This is a genomic window from Agrobacterium vitis (assembly GCF_037039395.1).
GTDB classification, from domain to species: domain Bacteria; phylum Pseudomonadota; class Alphaproteobacteria; order Rhizobiales; family Rhizobiaceae; genus Allorhizobium; species Allorhizobium vitis_E.
Genome location: NZ_CP146241.1, coordinates 359,261 through 375,864 on the forward strand (window position 1 = coordinate 359,261; position 16,604 = coordinate 375,864).

The window sequence follows — 16,604 nt, forward strand, 5'->3', positions numbered from 1 at the left end:
CATTTTGTTCAAGCTGGCGCGGGTACCGCAAATCTGGCTAAATGTCAGATAAGAATTGTGAAATCGGCAGAAATGCGCAATGTGGCGAGGCCGCGTTAACCTTTTGCTAACCTAAAACTCCTTGCTCGAAAATCCGAATCGGCGCTATTGATTAATGGCGAAATTTTACTGGTTTCGCGAAAATTAGCGCCGATAGCAAAAAATGGGTTTTGAAATGGCGAAGACCGCCCCGAAAACTGAGGCCGTGATTGAGGGGTTGACTGCCTTGATGGAGCGTCACGCCGACGCGCTTTCCAGCCAACTGCAAGCACATCATTTGAAAGTTTTCCCCCGACCTCCGAAAAGGGGATTCGGACCTTCGGGCCGTCTGAAGCGTCTAAGTTGCTTGGCGTTGGGGAGTCTTATCTAAGGCAGATTGCTTCAGAAATGCCAGAGTTGAATGTCAGCATGAGCCCTGGGGGCCGGCGCATTTTCTCGATTGAAGATATCCACGTGATCCGCAAGCACATGGACCAGATCGGTCGCGGAAACCGTCGCTACCTTCCGCATCGTCGAGACGGCGAGCAGCTTCAAGTCATTTCTGTCATGAATTTCAAGGGTGGCTCGGGCAAAACGACCACCGCCGCGCATTTGGCTCAATATCTCGCAATGCGTGGTTACCGGGTCCTTGCTATCGATCTTGATCCTCAGGCAAGCCTGTCTGCGCTCTTTGGCAGCCAACCGGAGACGGACGTCGGTCCAAACGAGACCCTCTATGGCGCCATCAGATATGATGATGAGCAAGTGCCGATCGAACAGGTCGTTCGAGGAACGTATATTCCTGACCTTCATCTCATTCCCGGCAATCTCGAACTTATGGAATTTGAGCATGACACCCCCCGCGCCTTGATGAAGCGCAAGGAAGGTGACACGCTCTTCTATGGTCGCATCAGTCAAGCGATTGAAGACATTGCTGATAATTATGATGTCGTCGTCATCGATTGCCCTCCGCAACTCGGTTACCTCACGCTGTCAGCGTTGACGGCTGCAACATCCATCCTTGTTACGGTTCACCCCCAGATGCTCGATGTGATGTCAATGAACCAGTTTCTGGCAATGACGTCGAATTTGCTGAGAGAAATTGAGAGCGCTGGTGCGGAGTTCAAGTTCAATTGGATGCGCTACCTTATCACCCGTTTCGAACCGAGTGATGGGCCGCAAAACCAGATGGTTGGCTATCTCAGGTCTATTTTCGGGGAAAACGTCCTTAATTTTCCAATGCTCAAAACGACGGCTGTCTCAGACGCGGGCCTTACAAACCAGACCCTTTTTGAAGTGGAACGCGGTCAGTTCACGCGATCAACCTATGACCGTGCCTTGGAGGCTATGAACGCTGTCAACGATGAGATTGAATCTCTGATCAAAAAAGCATGGGGTAGAACCACATGAGCCGGAAGCATATCCTTGGCGTCTCGACGGACGCCCAAGACGTTAAGCCGTCTGACAATCGGGCAGGGAAAACGCGGTCAATGCCGCTTCTCGGAGTCACCAGAAAAGAACGCGACCCGGCAACAAAGCTGACTGCGAATATTGGAAACGCACTGCGTGAGCAGAATGATCGCTTAAGCCGCGCCGAAGAGATAGAGCGGCGTCTTGCTGAAGGCCAAGCTGTTGTCGAATTGGATGTCTCGACCGTAGAGCCATCCTTCGTGCAGGACCGTATGCCCGGTGACATTGACGGACTTCTCGAATCGATTCGCGACCAGGGCCAGCAGGTCCCGATCCTCGTACGCCCTCACCCGGATATGCCGGGGAGATATCAGGTTGGCTTCGGACATCGCCGGCTCCAGGCCGTTTCAGAATTAGGTCTTCCGGTCAAAGCGGTTGTTCGCGAGTTGACGGACGAACAATTGGTCATTGCACAGGGCCAGGAGAATAACGAGCGCCAGGACCTCACCTTTATCGAGAAAGCGCGTTTTGCACATCGCTTGAATAAGCAATTTTCACGCGAGATCGTTATTGCCGCAATGTCGATCGACAAGAGTAACCTGTCGAAGATGCTTCTGCTGGTCGACACCCTCCCCCCGGAGTTGATCGATGCAATCGGCCCCGCGCCGGGGGTCGGCCGACCGAGCTGGCAGCAACTCACGGAGTTTATCGAAAAGGCCCCCTCGCCTTCTGACGTCTCAAAATACGCGCTATCGAACGAGGTGCAAGCGCTGCCATCTGCGGAGCGGTTCAAGGCGGTGTTGGCCAGCCTTAAGCCTCGACGGGTCTCTCGAGGGCTTCCGGAAATTATGTCGACCCCTGATGGGGATAGATTGGCTCAGGTTTCGCAAAGCAAATCCAAATTGGAAATCACGATAGACAGGAAGGCGACGCCGGATTTCGCAGCCTTCGTAATGGATCACTTGCCTGCGCTTTATCAGGCGCACCGAGCACAGACCCAGAAGAAACAAGGAGAGTAGTCCGCAAAAGAAAAGAGCTCCCCCAACGTCGCCGTCGTGGAAGCCCTTCTGTCTCTCTAGCAAGAACAGAATCGCATTTCCTCGAATCCTCGTCAAGAGTTTTTGCGCCATTTTGGTGAGTGATTTTCTTTTGCCTGCTGAAAGGTGAAAGATGATGGAGACTGGAAATGTAACGACGCCCTTTGGGCGGCGGGGTATGACGCTTGCGCTGGTCCGTCGGCAAGTCGCCACAAGCGACATTAAGCCGGGCAAACATGCGGATAAGTGGAAAATATTCAGGGATACCTCAGCGGCAATGGAAATGCTTGGGATACAATCCAACAGCCTTGCGGTTCTCGATGCCTTATTGAGCTTTTATCCGGAGAATGAACTGCGGCAGGATTCGCAGCTCGTTGTTTTCCCCTCGAATGCTCAACTTGCTCTTCGGGCGCACGGGCTGGCTGGGGCGACTTTACGCCGGCATATCGCTGTGCTTGTAGATGCAGGCCTGATCGTTCGCAAAGATAGCGCCAATGGAAAACGCTACGCGCGCAAGGATAACGCCGGTCAGATCGAGCAGGCATTTGGCTTCGATTTGTCACCGCTTCTCGCACGCTCAGAAGAGCTTGCGATGATGGCGCAACAAGTGATGGCTGATCGCGCTGCATTTAGGAAAGCCAAGGAAAGCCTGACCATTTGCCGTCGAGACGTTCGCAAGCTGATCACGGCGGCGATCGAGGAGGGCGCGCAAGGCGACTGGCATGAGATCGAATGCACCTATGTATCGCTCGTGGGCAAAATATCCAGGACCCCATCCCTGTCAGAGGTTACTGCGATTTTGGATGAGATGAACAACCTGAAGAGCGATATTATTAAAAGATTGGAAAATCAGCTAAATTCAGAAAAAAATAGCGGCAATGCTGCTCAATTTGAGCAGCACATACAGAATTCAAATACCAAACACATTAATGAACTTGAACCTCGCTCTGAAAAAGAGCAAGAGGCGACCAGGGAGCAAAACAGCTCGCCTCAAAGTGTGCCGATAAAGTCGTTTCCGCTTGGAATGATTTTGAAGGCCTGCCCTGCGGTTAGCGATTACGGTCCGGGTGGGAAAATAGAAAGTTGGCGTGACTTAATGACGGCCGCAGTGGTGGTTCGATCTATGTTGGGAGTAAGTCCGGACGCCTATCAGGAAGCCTGCGAAATTATGGGTCAAGAGAATGCAGCTACCGCTGTTGCATGTATTTTAGAGCGTGCAAATTTTATCAACTCAGCTGGGGGATATTTGCGTGATCTAACCCGTCGATCAAAACAGGGAGAGTTCTCCCTCGGGCCTATGATGATGGCTTTGTTGAGGTCCAACGGACAAGTAGGTATGAAGGCGGGGTAAGGCGTTGAGAAAATCCCGTCCAGAAGATGGATTGGGATAGAAGTGTGTGTAATTGAGGGCCTGATTCGGTGGTCAGCTGACCACCGACATAAGTAATTGAAAGACCAACGTTTTTTCCATGCGGTTCGAAGCCCCGATTTTTGATGATTCCTGACGCGGAAAATGCGAATTACCGTGAAAATCATGGTCGTGGACGGGATATTGGGCCGTTGTCTTGCTCATGACAATAGAGAAAGAGCGCAGATTATCGGCGGTATCTCCAATCTGGACACGTCCACACCTCAGTTCGGGAGCGGGTCACAAATCCTACTAACATCAGGCCTGCGGCCTGTAAGCCAGGTAGTTATCCTGAATGGTGATGTGGTCGGCCAAGTGTCTGGCATCATGCCAGACACCCCAGATGAAGCTGGACACCTCTAAAAACCTCCCCATTTTCCGCGTTTCATGATTCAATCCGGCCAGTGTGATTTTCTGGGAGCGGATGATGCGTGGGCAACCGGGCTTTTGGGATTTGGATGATCGTTACGAACGGCTGAGTGCCGTCGGCGATCCGCTGGAGAAGCTCAACAGCATCATTCCATGGGCGATATTTGAAAAACCTTTAGCGAAGGCGCTGAAGCGGTCCGACGGATCGAAGGGTGGACGTCCACCATTTCCGTCGGTTCTGATGTTTAAAATCCTGGTGCTGCAAGCGCTTTATAATCTCTCCGACGACCAAGCGGAGTTTGTTATCCAGGACCGGCTGTCGTTTATGCGTTTCCTTGGCCTTTCCCTTTCGCAGAAGGTGCCGGATGCCAAGACGATCTGGCTGTTCCGAGAGAGTTTGGTGCGTGCAGGTGCCATTGATAATCTGTTTGCCCGTTTCGACAAGCATCTCTCACGTTCCGGATATCTGGCCAAAGGCGGGCAGATCGTTGACGCCACGATCATCCAGGCTCCCAAGCAACATAACAGCCAGGACGAGAAAGACGCGATCAAGGCCGGCGAAATCCCTGAGGACTGGAAGGATAAACCCGCCAGGCTGGCCCAGAAGGACCGCGACGCGCGATGGACAGTGAAGTATTCCAAGGCGAAACGGCCAACGGAGACGCCGACGTCGACGACGACTGGCCAGCACGATATTGCCATTCCAATGTTTGGTTACAAAAACCATGCAGGCATCGACCGAGCCCATGGCTTTATCCGGGGATGGACGGTGACGAGTGCGAGCGCCCATGACGGAGCCCAGCTTCGAAACGTAGTGACCAAAGACAATACCGCGTCGACGGTCTGGGCCGATACGGCCTATCGCTCCAAGACCAACGAGGAATGGTTGCAGGACAATGGCCTAAAGTCCGACATCCATCAGAAGAAGCCAAAGGGCAAACCCATGCCGGAGGCGATGTCGCGCGCCAACGGCCGTCGTTCGAAGGTCCGCTCCGCCATCGAACATGTCTTTGCGCGGCAGAAGGACAAGATGAAGCTCTTCGTGCGCACCATCGGAATCAGCCGAGCGAGGGTGAAGATCGGCATGGCCAATATCACCTACAACATGCTTCGCTATGTCTGGCTGACTGGAAAACCACGGACCGCATAACGCGCAGCTGGCCGGAAGGCCGAAATGCATGCCGCAGATGCGGCAATCATCACAAAAAATGGGCGATCATCCGCGCGAGTTCATCGCGGAAATACATCCACGGCACCATCTTGCCAACTGCGACCGGTAAATCGAGGTGTCCAGCTGGAGCCGCGACCGGAAAGTCCGGGAAGACCGAGGAAGTAGAGGCCTCTCTCACAAGAGACACCTCGATGATGTTTCGGGCGCCCCGCTTCATCGAAGGCATTCACCTTCAACCAGCTATAGTCGGACCTGAAGCCGGTGGCCCAGACGATCGTGGTGATGCCTGCGTTAGTAAGATCCAGTTCACGGATAGGATTGACAATGCAACCGGCTTTCGGACCAAGGATGCGCGCTTCCGGCTCTTCAGGAAGGTTCAGACCGTTGCATGCAACGAAAGCATCCGCCTCGTCGAGCAGTGATAGATAGTTCTGGTCGCCACGCTCAAGATTGTCACCAAGATCTTGAGCAAAGGATAATTTGCCGTCCTTAAAGCTTTCGGTCATGCCAACCAACACTATGCCCTGTGCTGCAAGACGACGGAAGTCGATCGTTTCTCCGCCTCGAGCGCCGCTGACAGCGACCGTAACATGGTTGCTCGACCGCAATTCTTGTATTTTGGCGTCCCATTTGCCGAGAACGCCGAGCCACCAAGCGCAGTCCCGACCGCGATAGCTGCGCGGAGGACGATCATGCGGGCCAACCGAAAGATAGGTCTTGCAGCCCGCACGCATTAGTTCCTCGGCAATCTGCACTCCCGAAGAGCCCGCGCCAATCACGAGAACAGCCCCCTCCCCGAGCTGATCAGGATTGCGGTAGTTGCTGGAATGCATCTGGTTGATATCGGCGGTCGGCGCAACGATTGGCGGAATGTTTGGCAACTGGAACGGACCGGTCGCCACGACTACGTTTCGGGCTTCAAACACACTGTTAGACGTTTCGACATGGAAGCCTGGACGACCGTCCAGACGCTCGACTTGAGACACCTCGGTTCCACAGCGTATTGGTGCGTTGTACTTTTTCGCATAGGCTTCAAAATAGTCAGCAACACCTTCTTTGGGAACAAACGCATCGGCATTGCCGGGAAACGTCTGGTTTGGAAAACGGTCGTGCCAGGCTGGACCGTTGGTAACCAGCGAATCCCATCGCATCGAACGCCAGCTCTCCGCGACCCTTCCCTTTTCAAGGACAAGATGCGCCACATTATTCCTGCTGAGATGTTCGCTCATAGCGATGCCAGCCTGGCCACCGCCGATGACGAGTGTATGTATGTTTTCGACAGGCATTAGTTCATCCTTGTTATGATTGAAGTGCGTGTGCTGGACCCCTTGCAGCGCAAAGGAGGCTGTAAGTGCGCGGCGTTCGAGAGACGGACCTTGAGGGTAGGGCCAGGAGAATTCATAATGATGCGGCTGTGCGTGCTAAGTTTGGCTGCATTTCCCAGTTCTCTCGTTTGTGGGCATCCAATCGAGCCGGCATCCGTTGCCTTTGTGAATGCTGCTTAGGGTAGCCTCTGGCTTCTCCTTGTACGGTCACTGCCGACGAATATCTGGCTGATGTAGGCGTTCTAAAACTCAATGATGGCCGTGAACCGAAATCTGCATGTCGCTAGATGGGGTTTAAGTTGGTATCGGCAATATAAGAACCAGAGCCCGTTTTTGGCGAGATCAACAATGCAATAAGAGACGAGGGGAGGGGAAATGATCAATCAAAAATTGGCGCACCTGGCCCCTAAGTTAGACGAGGAATATTCAACTTTGGGCAACGAGTTTGCCTCGATCAGGTTAGATCTGTGCGTCAAAGGAAGCCAACGCTGACATATGTTGGCAACGGCTTATTGCAAGCCACGAAGAGGGGCCCTGTGAATATATTGGGTTTAGGATTCCCTTAAATGGATCTCTGCTAAATTTATTCGGTATGCGTCTAATCATTGCACAAGATGAGCCGATGATGTTGAACCACCAGTTTGGCAATCGTAAAAATAGTTTTGATTTGGACGCTGCAGCCGTGCTGGATGAAGCTTGGGACCTCGCATGCACAGGTCGTTCCATTCGCGCATTTTCTTTAGCAAATTCAGTTTTGGTTTCAGCAGAACATCGAGGAGATCAAGGTCTTATAGCGGCAGTTCTCATCAATGTGCCTGGTATTGCTTTCAACTTGGCGAGACAGAAGCGGGGCTAGTCTACGCGGAAAAAGCAATTTCCCTATGGCGCCAGCTTGAAGAACCGGTGCTAGAGGCGCAAGCTCTGAGTGTCGGTGCTTGGCTGCATCTGGAACTCGGTAATTTAGAGAAGGCCGTCGAATTTGCCGCAGAAGCACTGAACATTGCCGACCAGAGCCGTAATCTTCGATCCCGGTCTTTGGCCATAAATGTCATTGGTGTGATTTTCTGGATGACGTGCCAACCATCCCTTGCTGTTGACTATTGCGCTCGTGCCGTAGAGCTCGCCCGTGAGGCATTCGATCTTACATTCGAATGTTGGTGGTTGATTAATCTTGGTGGAGCGCATGCAGAGGATGCGTACCTCGCTCAGGATGGGGATGAGCAAAAATTCGAAACGTCGATTAACAGTGCAATAGACATTACAAGACAAGCACTCAGCCTTGCTCAATCACGCAAAGACGCCTGGGCCGAGAGGTTATGTATCGCGAATTTAGCAGAATATTTTAACGCGATTGAGGATTTTTCTGCCGCTGAAATGTTGTTGGAACGGTATCGTGACGTTCCGGGAGACGATTATGTCCGGGGTGAAGGGCACTATCTGGTTACACTTGGAAGCACGCTCGTATCATTAAAACGCTATGATGAGGCCCTGGTTCCACTTGAACAGGCCCACTCGCTTGCCAGGGAAAATGTGAATCTTGATACCTTAATGCATGCCTGTTTGGCTCTGTCAAAGGCTCATGAGCATCTCGGAGCATTCGAGCCTGCGTTGGATTTTTACAAAAAGTATCACAAGCTACATCAGCAATTTACTGCGGAGCGCATCCAGCAAAATGCCCGTATGGCGGAGATCCGTTATCAAACGAAAAAACTCAAAACCATGCTTGATACAGAGGCAGAGCGTTCTGCGGAAATTGCCCGGTCATTAGAGGCCCTTCAGCAGCAAACCAATGTGCTGACGGAAGCGGCCAATACGGACCCGTTGACGGGGCTTTCCAATCGGCGGCATTTGGAGGCGATAATATCTGATATTAATATTCAGAGCACGAAGTATGCGCTGGCGATCCTCGATGTGGACTACTTCAAGAAAATCAATGACACGTTTTCTCATATTATTGGTGATCGGGTCCTAGTGCAAATTGGCACACTGATCAAAACGATTGTGAGCGAAACAGATCTTGCGGTTCGCTTTGGTGGCGAAGAGTTCGTCATACTCATGACGGACGTAACACCGAAACAAGCAGAAAGTGCTTCCGAGAAACTGCAAATGACAATTGCCGACTACGACTGGTCCAAAATAGCCGATGGGTTGAAGGTATCGGCCAGCATCGGAGTGGCAATGTCGGACGACGGAGTCGACGCCGAAACGGTTTTGCAACAGGCTGATCGGTGCCTTTATCGGGCAAAGCAGGGCGGTAGAAATAGAGTTGTTTGTTTTTTGCCATATTGAAACAGGTTGAACAAACGATGAGCAGGATCATGTCTTGAAGACATGACTCCACTCTGCTGACTGCCTCACAACCTTCTCGAGATTGCTTTTCTGTCGCTATGAATCCACGTTCGCATGGTGAGCACTTCCGCTGGAGTAAAGAGGCATGCAGACAGCCGTCCAAAGTGCGCCGTAGCGCCTCGTTTTAATGTCATCAACGGTTGAAACCGTTGATCGGTTTTCATGAAAGGCTAAAAGTTTGGGGTATGGCGCGAAAGTAGATTTCGACGCGATATGCAAGATAATCCGTTGTAATTTTCGACAGTGATGAAACGCCGTTAAGGTACGGTCTCACAGTTTGCATGATAGGGTTCTATCTGATCAGTATGGCTCCTCTCGGAGCGCCACAGGAATGTTAGCAGCGTGATATTTGATTGGCCAAATGCGCGAAATCGGACGGCAATAAACAATGAACAGACCGCAATCTGCTGCATACTTCCTTAAAACAGAATCGATTTAGGGAAGTATGCAGCAGATTAAAATGGTACAGCGCCATGCGTTTTATAAAACGCACTGCGCTGCAAACGTGCCCCAGCATATCGCTCTCACGGCTCTGTCGAATCCCTCGGCGGTAGGTTGAAGACCGTTATTGATGACGCGGCAAGAAAGTCGATCTTTCCAGCATTATTGCGGAGCGTGCTCGCCCCGGTTCCAAAGTCTGAGTCGGTCCGCCGGGCGGGGGAGGGGCGAGCTACAGCCCCGCCGCTTTTGTCAAATTGACCCTGAAGCGATCCCGTCGGCGCTGGTACCTGCGGGTCATCTCGGCTGAGGCATGACCGAGTTGCTTCTGCACATAGCGTTCATCGACTTCCGCGGAGGAGGCGAGACCGGCGCGAAGCGAATGGCCGGAGAATTTGAAGGCGCGCTCGATCTCGCTGAGATCGCCGCGAACCCCGGCAGCCATGGCAGTCCGCTTCACCAGCCTTGCCACTTCCTTATCGTTCAAGCGTTCCGGGCCAACGGACTTGCCTTGTCCGGTGACGCGGCGGAACAGGGGGCCATGGGCAAGTCTGGCAAAGGTGATCCAGGTTTCGACCGGAACCACCGGGCAGGTGGTGTCGGAGGAGCCACGGCCGATCTCGACCTCGCGCCAGCCGGTCTTGCCGCGCAGGGTGACGAGCATGCCCTTGTCGAATATTTCGATCCAGCCGCGCCCGTCTTCGGTTTGGTCAGCCTTGATGTCGAGACCAACAATCTCGGACCGCCGCAGGCCACCGGCATAGCCGATCAGCAGCATGGCCCGATCGCGCAGGCCGCGCAATGTTCCTCGATCGAGTGTCTCGATCATGGCGATAATATCCTCGGCCAGCACCGCTTCCTTCTGCACGGGTGGGCGTGCGTGGCTGTTGCGAATGCCGGCCATGACGGTGGCGATATGCCGATCCTTGCGATCGAGCATCAGCCCGCGTTGCGCGTAGTTCCAAGACAATGAGGAGAGGCGACGCTCAACGGTCGAGACAGCATTTGCCTTGGCGCCAGGTTTCGATGTGCCAAGTGCCGGTGTGCCAAGTGTCGGCGTGCCAACGGTCTCGCCTGAGGCACAGGCGGTGATATAGAGGCCAACGGTCTGTGGGTCCGGGGGGAGGGGGGCCAAATTCAAACGCCGGCACCAGGCGCTAAAATGTTTCCAATCGGAGGCATAGGCTTTTCGGGTATTGGCAGAACTTGCCGCCGCCACATAGTCGCGGGCGCGGTCCGCCAGGCTGGCGAGATGCGTTGGCATCTGCTCGTCGGTGGAGGAGAGGGGAGGGGCTTGCATCGAGGTGCCAGCGGCCAACACCTGCGGCGCGCAAACATCACCCTCAGCCGCCGTGCTGAGCGACGGCGCGCCGCTCTCCTGGCGGGGAATATCGGTGTTTTGCGCGATGATTTGGGCCATTTCTCTATAATGTACAACATGTCCGATAATGCAAGATTATCGGACATTTTTATTTAACGACAGACTGTGCGCTTTCTGTCGAAATATCTGGCATAAACTGCGCATCCAATGTATCTTCATCCGTATGGATTCACTTGCGCCAACTCCACCTCCTGTCTCGACGTGGTCGCCCCACCTGCCAACCTGGACCTTGTCGCGCACACACGACATCACCGAATCCGACGCCGCGTTTGCTGCCGGTATCGCTCTGAAATCGCTTGATGATCTGCTCCGCACCAACCCGCCATGGCTCGGCTGCTGGCGTGATCGCCTTGCCCTCAAATCGGCCGCCGTCGCTGCCAAAATGGTAGGCCGTACTGAAGAGGAAAACGCTCTCCGCGACGCGGTCTTGCTAACCGTCGCCGGCGACGATCCCGGCCCGTCCGGAAAGCTGTTTCTGGCCACACGAATGATGGCACGCCAATCCGGGACAATTGCTACCTCATTCGTCAGAGAGATCGCCGATCATTTTGGCCTTCGGTGGGACGATGGTCTTGCCTCGATCCCGGATCTGGTCGATTCTGCCATCCAGTCCGGGCGAGCAGCACCCTTCGCGGTGGCGGACGTTATTACGGCGATCTCCGCCGTTCGCCCGGATGCCGAGGTGCTGGCGCTTGGGCTGGCCGAGGCCGTTCTGGCGCATAAGCTGAGCTGGCCGAAATCCGTGCCGCTGCTGTTGCCCGAAAGGTTTGGCCCCTCGTTCCGTACCATCGGCGGACGCGGCCGGGTTCGCCCGGGCGAGCCGGCCTATCCGAAAGCAATCTGTATGGCGCTGTTCGACGGCGTCGACGCCGCGTTGCGCTCCGCCGTCGAAATCGATCGTCGTGCGGCGCGATTGCTAGTCGTGGCACCAAAACTGCGCACCAAGGGCGCCGAGCCTGTCATCCGTAGATTGCTGAACGAAGACGGCGTGCCGGCCTCAGTGCCCGGCAGCAGTCTGTCGCGCTGGGCGGCTAAACGGCTGTTCGAGCGTCTCGAAAGTTTCGAGGCGGTGCGGGAGCTGTCCGGCCGGTCATTCTTCCGGATCTTTGGGTTGTGACGATGGCCGAGTCTCCTGCAGCCAAACCAAACCGGCGGAAGGCGAACGCCGCAGACGAACGTCTGTTTGATCGCGAGCTCGAAGAGCTGCCATCAGATCTACGCTGGCGCGAATGGATGCTGCGTGTGGAGGCGGTGATCTTTGCTTCTGCCGAACCTGTTAGCCGCGAGACGCTGGCGCGGGTGGTAGGAAAGGACTGCAGCATCGATCTGCTCGTTGATGATCTGCGCGAGGAACTCAGTTCCCGGCCCTATGAGCTGGTGTCGGTCGCCGGTGGTTGGCAGCATCGAACCCGTCCGCGGTTCGCCGAGACGATCCGGGCTTCTTCGGCGCCGACGCGGGGAGGGGCGGCGGCGCTGTCGGAGTTCGAGGCGCTGGTGCTGATGGCGGTGGGATATTTCCAACCGGTGACCCGTGGTGAACTGTCCAAGATCTTCGGCAAGGAAGTCAGCCGCGATGTGATCGCGGCGCTACGCGGCGGCGGCTTCATTGCATCCGGGCCGCGCAGCCCAACACCGGGCGCGCCCTATACCTATGTGACAACGCCACACTTTCTCTCGTCATTCGGCATGGAGACGCTGCGCGACCTGCCAAACATCGAAGCGCTTGAAGATGCGGGTCTGCTCAGCCGTAAGAGCATCCAAGTGGTAGACCTGGCTTCGACAGGCGACGACGAGGATGAGTGAGAGTGGAGCCGCGATCCGCCCAAATTGTCTGGTATTCAGAATTTTCAGTGGATGTGACGAATGTTTCAATGGAATCTTGGCTCGGGCACTGTGGCGAGCGCGGCAACGGGCGCGCGGGGTGTTTGTCCCGCACCCGAGACAACATCTGTGAGGGCACCTGGTAAATGGAAGCGCGTGACGTCGGGACGATCGGCGAAGACCAGTTCGTCAGTTGGTGCCAGCCAGAAGGTTTCAGGGCACAGAAATCACGAGTTGACCGGCTGGGCTGGGACTTCCTTCTCGAACGCGAGCCGGTACGCACGGCGGATACGCCGCTCGACGGGCAAAATAACCTGCCGAAATTCCTCGTGCAGGTCAAATCCACCGATCGCCCAGGGGAAACACCGCGCATCAAACTGTCCGCGCTCAAGCATCTTGTCGACGCCGATTTGCCGGCGGCAATCGTCATTCTTGAGTACGGAAACGCTGCACGGTTGCCGAGGCGCAACCTGATTGTGCCGGTCGATGCGCAGATCATGTATCGGACGTTGCACCGCGTCCGGAGAGAGGAGGCCCGCGGCAACCGAAAAATTCACAAGGTCACTGTCCCGGTTCCACTCGAACGTGCCATCGAACTGGGTGCTGCGGGAGAAGGCTTGTCAGACGCCCTCGACGCGATGGTCGGCGGGTCGTTCTCCAGTTATCTCAAAAACAAAATCCAACAGCGGCAGACCTGTGGTTTCGAAGACGGTTCGATCACCGGTCACTTCCTGATTCCTGGCGAGAACGCCGAGGAAAAGGTCCATAGCCTCTTTCTCGGCAAACGGCGGGAGATCGATGTGGTGGACTTCACCGTCGAACGTCGGCGGTTCGGGATCCGCCTCGACAACGATATCGATTTTTTCCGTGAAGCGGTTCTGGAGTTTAACGCGCCCTCGCTGATGTCGGTTTCGATCGAGCTGGAAGATCTGGAAGATGGTACCTGGACGAAATTTCCGGTTGATATGTTCGCTGTCCCGCCGTTCGTGGAGGGCAGTCAATAAGGCCCCGACCCGCTTTGCAAACGCGTTCTTCGAGATAACCCTCGATTTTGAAAAGGAATGGGCAGGCATAGTCTTTGACTACGACGGATCGCGCTCCGTTCCATTGAGCGAAGCGGTGACGATGGTAGAGGTCGGCGCCATATTGGCGCGTCCGAAGAAACGGGTCAAAATCGAGTTCGCCGGCGGAGCCGTTGAGCTCCCGGCCGCCGATGGGGAGGAGGGTCCGTTCCACAATTGGATACCGGTTGCGCCCATGCTGCGTCGGATGGTCTCGGCAATCGAGAGGCACACGCGCGGTAATGAACCCGCTGTCCTGCTCTCGGACTTCTACGCCTGGATCGAAAAACACCAGCAGCTACTCGCGCTCGGTTCCGTTCCAGGCGCAAACCTCTTCTTTCCTAGATGGGAGGACGATGCCGTCATCGACGATCAGGACGTGGTCCTTGCGCCTTTGACGCTGCAATTGGCTGGTACGCAGTACACGGTTTTGATCGAGGTGCTGATAGAGACGAAGGACCGGAACCCAGATGAAATCCGGATCGTTGGCGGGCAGCCCCGCGTGATCGATGACATCGCACGTTCTCCAGGTTCGAAGACCGAGGATTTTATCAATCGCGCGGTCGAATTTTCTAAGCACCATCGCAAGGCTAGGGGGCCGGCGCTTGTGCTGGGTGCTTTCGAGGATTGGGAAATCGGATAGTTTTCAGGGTGGATAGCGATTTCAGCGGATGTTGAAAAATCTAATTCTAATGAAAAACCTTGACTAATTTCACTAGTGATAGCATTTTCAGCGAATGTTGAAAGCGCCAAAATCTGTGAAAGACCTGGAAATCCGCGCAGCGGAGGCAATCGGCGCGCTGTTGCGCCGGGTGTCCGTCATAAACGTCGAAAAAATCGAGCTTACCGAACCCGGATCCAGTTTCGATATCCTTTCCGAGCTTCGGCTCGACGGCGAACGGCGGTTCCTGGCCTGCGAGGTCAAACCGGTCGGGCAGCCCCGGCATGTCCGCGCGGCACTTCTGCAATTGCGCAAAGCGGCAGGAGAGTTGGATCCACCTGCCATGCCGGTCTTCATTGCGCCGTATCTTTCCCCGGAAGCGCAAGCTTTGTGCCGGGAATTCGAGGTGGGGTATCTCGATTTTGTTGGCAACGCCTGGATGGAATTCGACAGCGTTTTTATCGAACGCCAGGTCGATACGAAGCCGCCAGCGATCCAGCGCAGCCTCAAATCGGTCTTCAAGCCGAAATCGGCACAGGTTCTAAGGGTGTTGCTGCGAGATCCCGGTCGGGCATGGCGTGTCGTGGATCTGGCCTCGGCGTCGGACGTCAGCCTCGGCCATATCAGCAACGTTCGTAGCGAGCTGGTGGATCGCGAGTGGGCGGAAATCACCGGCGACGGCTTGCGCCTCACCCGGCCCGACGATTTGCTCGATGCGTGGCGCGATGATTACGATGCACCCGCAGGGGAGCACATGTCTTTCTACACGACGCTGCATGGCGCCTCATTCGAGACCGCCGCGCGCACCGCGCTGAATGCGGAGCTTGGTCGCCCGCGCGCAATCTTCGCATCGTTCTCGGCCGCTCACTGGTTGGTGCCCTACGGGCGCGTGCCAACGCAATATTTCTACGCCGATGAACGGGGCGTTGAGCGCTTGCGTGACGTCCTCAAGCTCTCGCCTGCCAGATCGGGCTCGAATGTCGCCGTCACGGTGTTGAAAGAACAAGGCCTGTTCGGCGACGCCGTCGAGCCTGCCCCGACGGCAGTCTGCACAAGCCCCGTTCAGACCTATCTGGACCTTGCCGCTGCTGGCGAGCGGGGACGGGAAGCCGCGGAGCATTTGAGAAAGGAAGCCCTCGCATGGAAAAAATAGTGCCGCCCGATCCTCAATCCGCCGCAGATTACGAGGATCGTACCACGAAGGCCGTAAAAGGTGTCCTCCTTGAGATTGGACAGATCCTCGGCAGCTTCAAGGGCAAGTTCGCCGTGATTGGCGGCGCCGTGCCATGGCTCCTCCTCGACAACGAGGACATGCCTCACGTTGGAACACTCGACGTCGATCTCGGTCTCGATGCTGAAGCGCTCGGTGACGGGGAGTACGTCACTCTCGTCGAAGCGCTGATGGGGAACGGCTACAAACAGCGCGAAGAACTGAGGCGTTTCCAGCTGGTGCGGGAAGTCCCGGTCGGCGACGGAGGCGCACCTATCGACATCGTCGTCGACTTCCTCATGCCTCGCCATGCGGAGATTGTGAAGAACAGTCCTCCCATCCTCAAAGACTTCGCTGTTCAGAGAGCCGACGGAGCCGATCTGGCGTTACGCTTTTATCAATTGGTGGCAATCAGCGGGGACATGCCGGAGGGCGGGACCAATCGTGTCGAGGTTGCTGTCTGTTCGATCCCGGCGTTGCTGGCAATGAAGGGCTACGCGCTGAATGGCAGGCACAAGCAAAAGGACGCCTATGACATTTACTATTGCATCCGCAACTATCCCGACGGGATCGAGGCGCTTGCCGAGGCCTGCCGCAGCGTGCTGGCGGAGAAGGGCGGCGCCCAAGGCTATCAGTTCATCTCGGACAAGTTCGACACGCCTGAAGGATATGGCGCAACGAGCGTCAGAAAGTTTGTCGCTGAGACCGCGATCCTCGATGGACGCACAGAGGAGCAGTGGCAGCAGGATGCGTTCGGGCAGGTCGATGCCTGGCTGCGGGCGCTTGGGCTGCGAGGATGATCGCGATGGGCTGCCGTCCTCACAAACCAGGGTTCTGGCCACCATCGCCCACGAGGGCGGTGGTGATAATGTCCTTTTGTCGCCGCTGAAGTTCCGAAGTGCGCGTTCCCTTCGGCGTTGCAAAGACCATCTCCGTCGGATACTC

Annotated in this window: 13 protein-coding genes and 2 pseudogenes; 12 read left to right on the plus strand and 3 right to left on the minus strand. The window is 55.4% G+C overall.

All coding sequences use genetic code 11. From position 1 onward, the window contains the following. The first annotated feature begins 214 nt into the window (after positions 1-214). The 3 genes and pseudogenes from repA (at position 215) to repC (ending at position 3,816) form a co-directional block, all read left to right on the plus strand. Positions 215-1,428, plus strand: a pseudogene (repA, locus tag V6582_RS01630) (plasmid partitioning protein RepA). Continuing rightward, on the plus strand, positions 1,425-2,447 hold the full coding sequence (gene repB, locus V6582_RS01635) for a plasmid partitioning protein RepB (RefSeq protein WP_156634923.1): 1,023 nt from the start codon (positions 1,425-1,427) through the stop codon (positions 2,445-2,447). Before repA ends, repB begins: the two are co-directional and overlap by 4 nt. A 154-nt stretch (positions 2,448-2,601) precedes the next feature. Beyond that, the gene (repC, locus tag V6582_RS01640; RefSeq protein ID WP_156634922.1) at positions 2,602-3,816 is read left to right on the plus strand and encodes a plasmid replication protein RepC; all 1,215 of its coding nucleotides are present in this window, start codon (positions 2,602-2,604) and stop codon (positions 3,814-3,816) included. A gap of 315 nt (positions 3,817-4,131) precedes the next feature. Here repC and V6582_RS01645 read toward each other — a convergent pair. Beyond that, positions 4,132-4,227, minus strand: a pseudogene (locus V6582_RS01645) (hypothetical protein); the annotation flags it as partial. A gap of 73 nt (positions 4,228-4,300) precedes the next feature. Between V6582_RS01645 and V6582_RS01650 the strand changes: the two are divergent. Then, positions 4,301-5,392: an IS5 family transposase gene (locus V6582_RS01650; protein ID WP_349508847.1), complete on the plus strand. Its 1,092-nt coding sequence runs from the start codon at positions 4,301-4,303 to the stop codon at positions 5,390-5,392. Between the two features lie 80 nt (positions 5,393-5,472). Here the strand turns inward: V6582_RS01650 and V6582_RS01655 are convergent, their stop codons facing one another. Further along, positions 5,473-6,699 carry a flavin-containing monooxygenase gene (locus tag V6582_RS01655; protein ID WP_156634694.1) on the minus strand — a complete coding sequence of 409 codons (1,227 nt, stop codon included), beginning with the start codon at positions 6,697-6,699 and terminating at the stop codon, positions 5,473-5,475. 661 nt (positions 6,700-7,360) lie between these two features. On the opposite strand from V6582_RS01655, the gene V6582_RS01660 reads away from it, so the two are divergent. Both V6582_RS01660 and V6582_RS01665 read left to right on the plus strand, forming a co-directional pair. Further along, positions 7,361-7,594, plus strand: a complete 234-nt coding sequence (locus V6582_RS01660; RefSeq protein ID WP_197434513.1) for a hypothetical protein — start codon at positions 7,361-7,363, stop codon at positions 7,592-7,594. 47 nt (positions 7,595-7,641) lie between these two features. Continuing rightward, the gene (locus V6582_RS01665) at positions 7,642-9,027 is read left to right on the plus strand and encodes a diguanylate cyclase (RefSeq protein WP_197434514.1); all 1,386 of its coding nucleotides are present in this window, start codon (positions 7,642-7,644) and stop codon (positions 9,025-9,027) included. A 730-nt stretch (positions 9,028-9,757) separates the two neighbouring features. On the opposite strand, the gene V6582_RS01670 is transcribed toward V6582_RS01665, so the two are convergent. Continuing rightward, a complete protein-coding gene (locus tag V6582_RS01670) occupies positions 9,758-10,945 on the minus strand; it encodes a site-specific integrase (protein ID WP_156634696.1) in 1,188 nt (395 codons plus the stop codon). 124 nt (positions 10,946-11,069) lie between these two features. Between V6582_RS01670 and V6582_RS01675 the strand changes: the two genes are divergently transcribed. The 6 genes from V6582_RS01675 (at position 11,070) to V6582_RS01700 (ending at position 16,459) form a co-directional block, all read left to right on the plus strand. Then, positions 11,070-12,023, plus strand: coding sequence for a DUF1403 family protein (locus V6582_RS01675; RefSeq protein WP_156634697.1), 954 nt, complete (start codon positions 11,070-11,072; stop codon positions 12,021-12,023). A gap of 2 nt (positions 12,024-12,025) precedes the next feature. Next, on the plus strand, positions 12,026-12,709 hold the full coding sequence (scpB, locus tag V6582_RS01680) for an SMC-Scp complex subunit ScpB (protein ID WP_156634698.1): 684 nt from the start codon (positions 12,026-12,028) through the stop codon (positions 12,707-12,709). Between the two features lie 164 nt (positions 12,710-12,873). Then, positions 12,874-13,731: a hypothetical protein gene (locus tag V6582_RS01685; protein ID WP_156634699.1), complete on the plus strand. Its 858-nt coding sequence runs from the start codon at positions 12,874-12,876 to the stop codon at positions 13,729-13,731. Between the two features lie 103 nt (positions 13,732-13,834). Continuing rightward, entirely contained in the window at positions 13,835-14,431 is a 597-nt protein-coding gene (locus tag V6582_RS01690) for a hypothetical protein (protein WP_349508848.1), read from the plus strand. Between the two features lie 94 nt (positions 14,432-14,525). Further along, positions 14,526-15,602 carry a type IV toxin-antitoxin system AbiEi family antitoxin gene (locus V6582_RS01695; protein WP_156634701.1) on the plus strand — a complete coding sequence of 359 codons (1,077 nt, stop codon included), beginning with the start codon at positions 14,526-14,528 and terminating at the stop codon, positions 15,600-15,602. Continuing rightward, positions 15,590-16,459 (plus strand): nucleotidyl transferase AbiEii/AbiGii toxin family protein, encoded by an 870-nt coding sequence (locus V6582_RS01700; RefSeq protein ID WP_156634702.1) that lies wholly within the window; start codon positions 15,590-15,592, stop codon positions 16,457-16,459. Before V6582_RS01695 ends, V6582_RS01700 begins: the two co-directional genes overlap by 13 nt. Positions 16,460-16,604 lie beyond the last annotated feature (145 nt).

Coding starts and splice junctions, on each gene's coding strand:
- V6582_RS01675 (WP_156634697.1), top strand. CDS start 11,070: ATGGATTCACTTGCGCCAACTCCACCTCCTGTCTCGACGTGGTCGCCC.
- V6582_RS01650 (WP_349508847.1), top strand. CDS start 4,301: ATGCGTGGGCAACCGGGCTTTTGGGATTTGGATGATCGTTACGAACGG.
- scpB (WP_156634698.1), top strand. CDS start 12,026: ATGGCCGAGTCTCCTGCAGCCAAACCAAACCGGCGGAAGGCGAACGCC.
- V6582_RS01655 (WP_156634694.1), bottom strand. CDS start 6,699: ATGCCTGTCGAAAACATACATACACTCGTCATCGGCGGTGGCCAGGCT.
- V6582_RS01700 (WP_156634702.1), top strand. CDS start 15,590: ATGGAAAAAATAGTGCCGCCCGATCCTCAATCCGCCGCAGATTACGAG.
- V6582_RS01660 (WP_197434513.1), top strand. CDS start 7,361: ATGATGTTGAACCACCAGTTTGGCAATCGTAAAAATAGTTTTGATTTG.
- V6582_RS01695 (WP_156634701.1), top strand. CDS start 14,526: ATGTTGAAAGCGCCAAAATCTGTGAAAGACCTGGAAATCCGCGCAGCG.
- repB (WP_156634923.1), top strand. CDS start 1,425: ATGAGCCGGAAGCATATCCTTGGCGTCTCGACGGACGCCCAAGACGTT.
- V6582_RS01670 (WP_156634696.1), bottom strand. CDS start 10,945: ATGGCCCAAATCATCGCGCAAAACACCGATATTCCCCGCCAGGAGAGC.
- V6582_RS01685 (WP_156634699.1), top strand. CDS start 12,874: ATGGAAGCGCGTGACGTCGGGACGATCGGCGAAGACCAGTTCGTCAGT.
- repC (WP_156634922.1), top strand. CDS start 2,602: ATGGAGACTGGAAATGTAACGACGCCCTTTGGGCGGCGGGGTATGACG.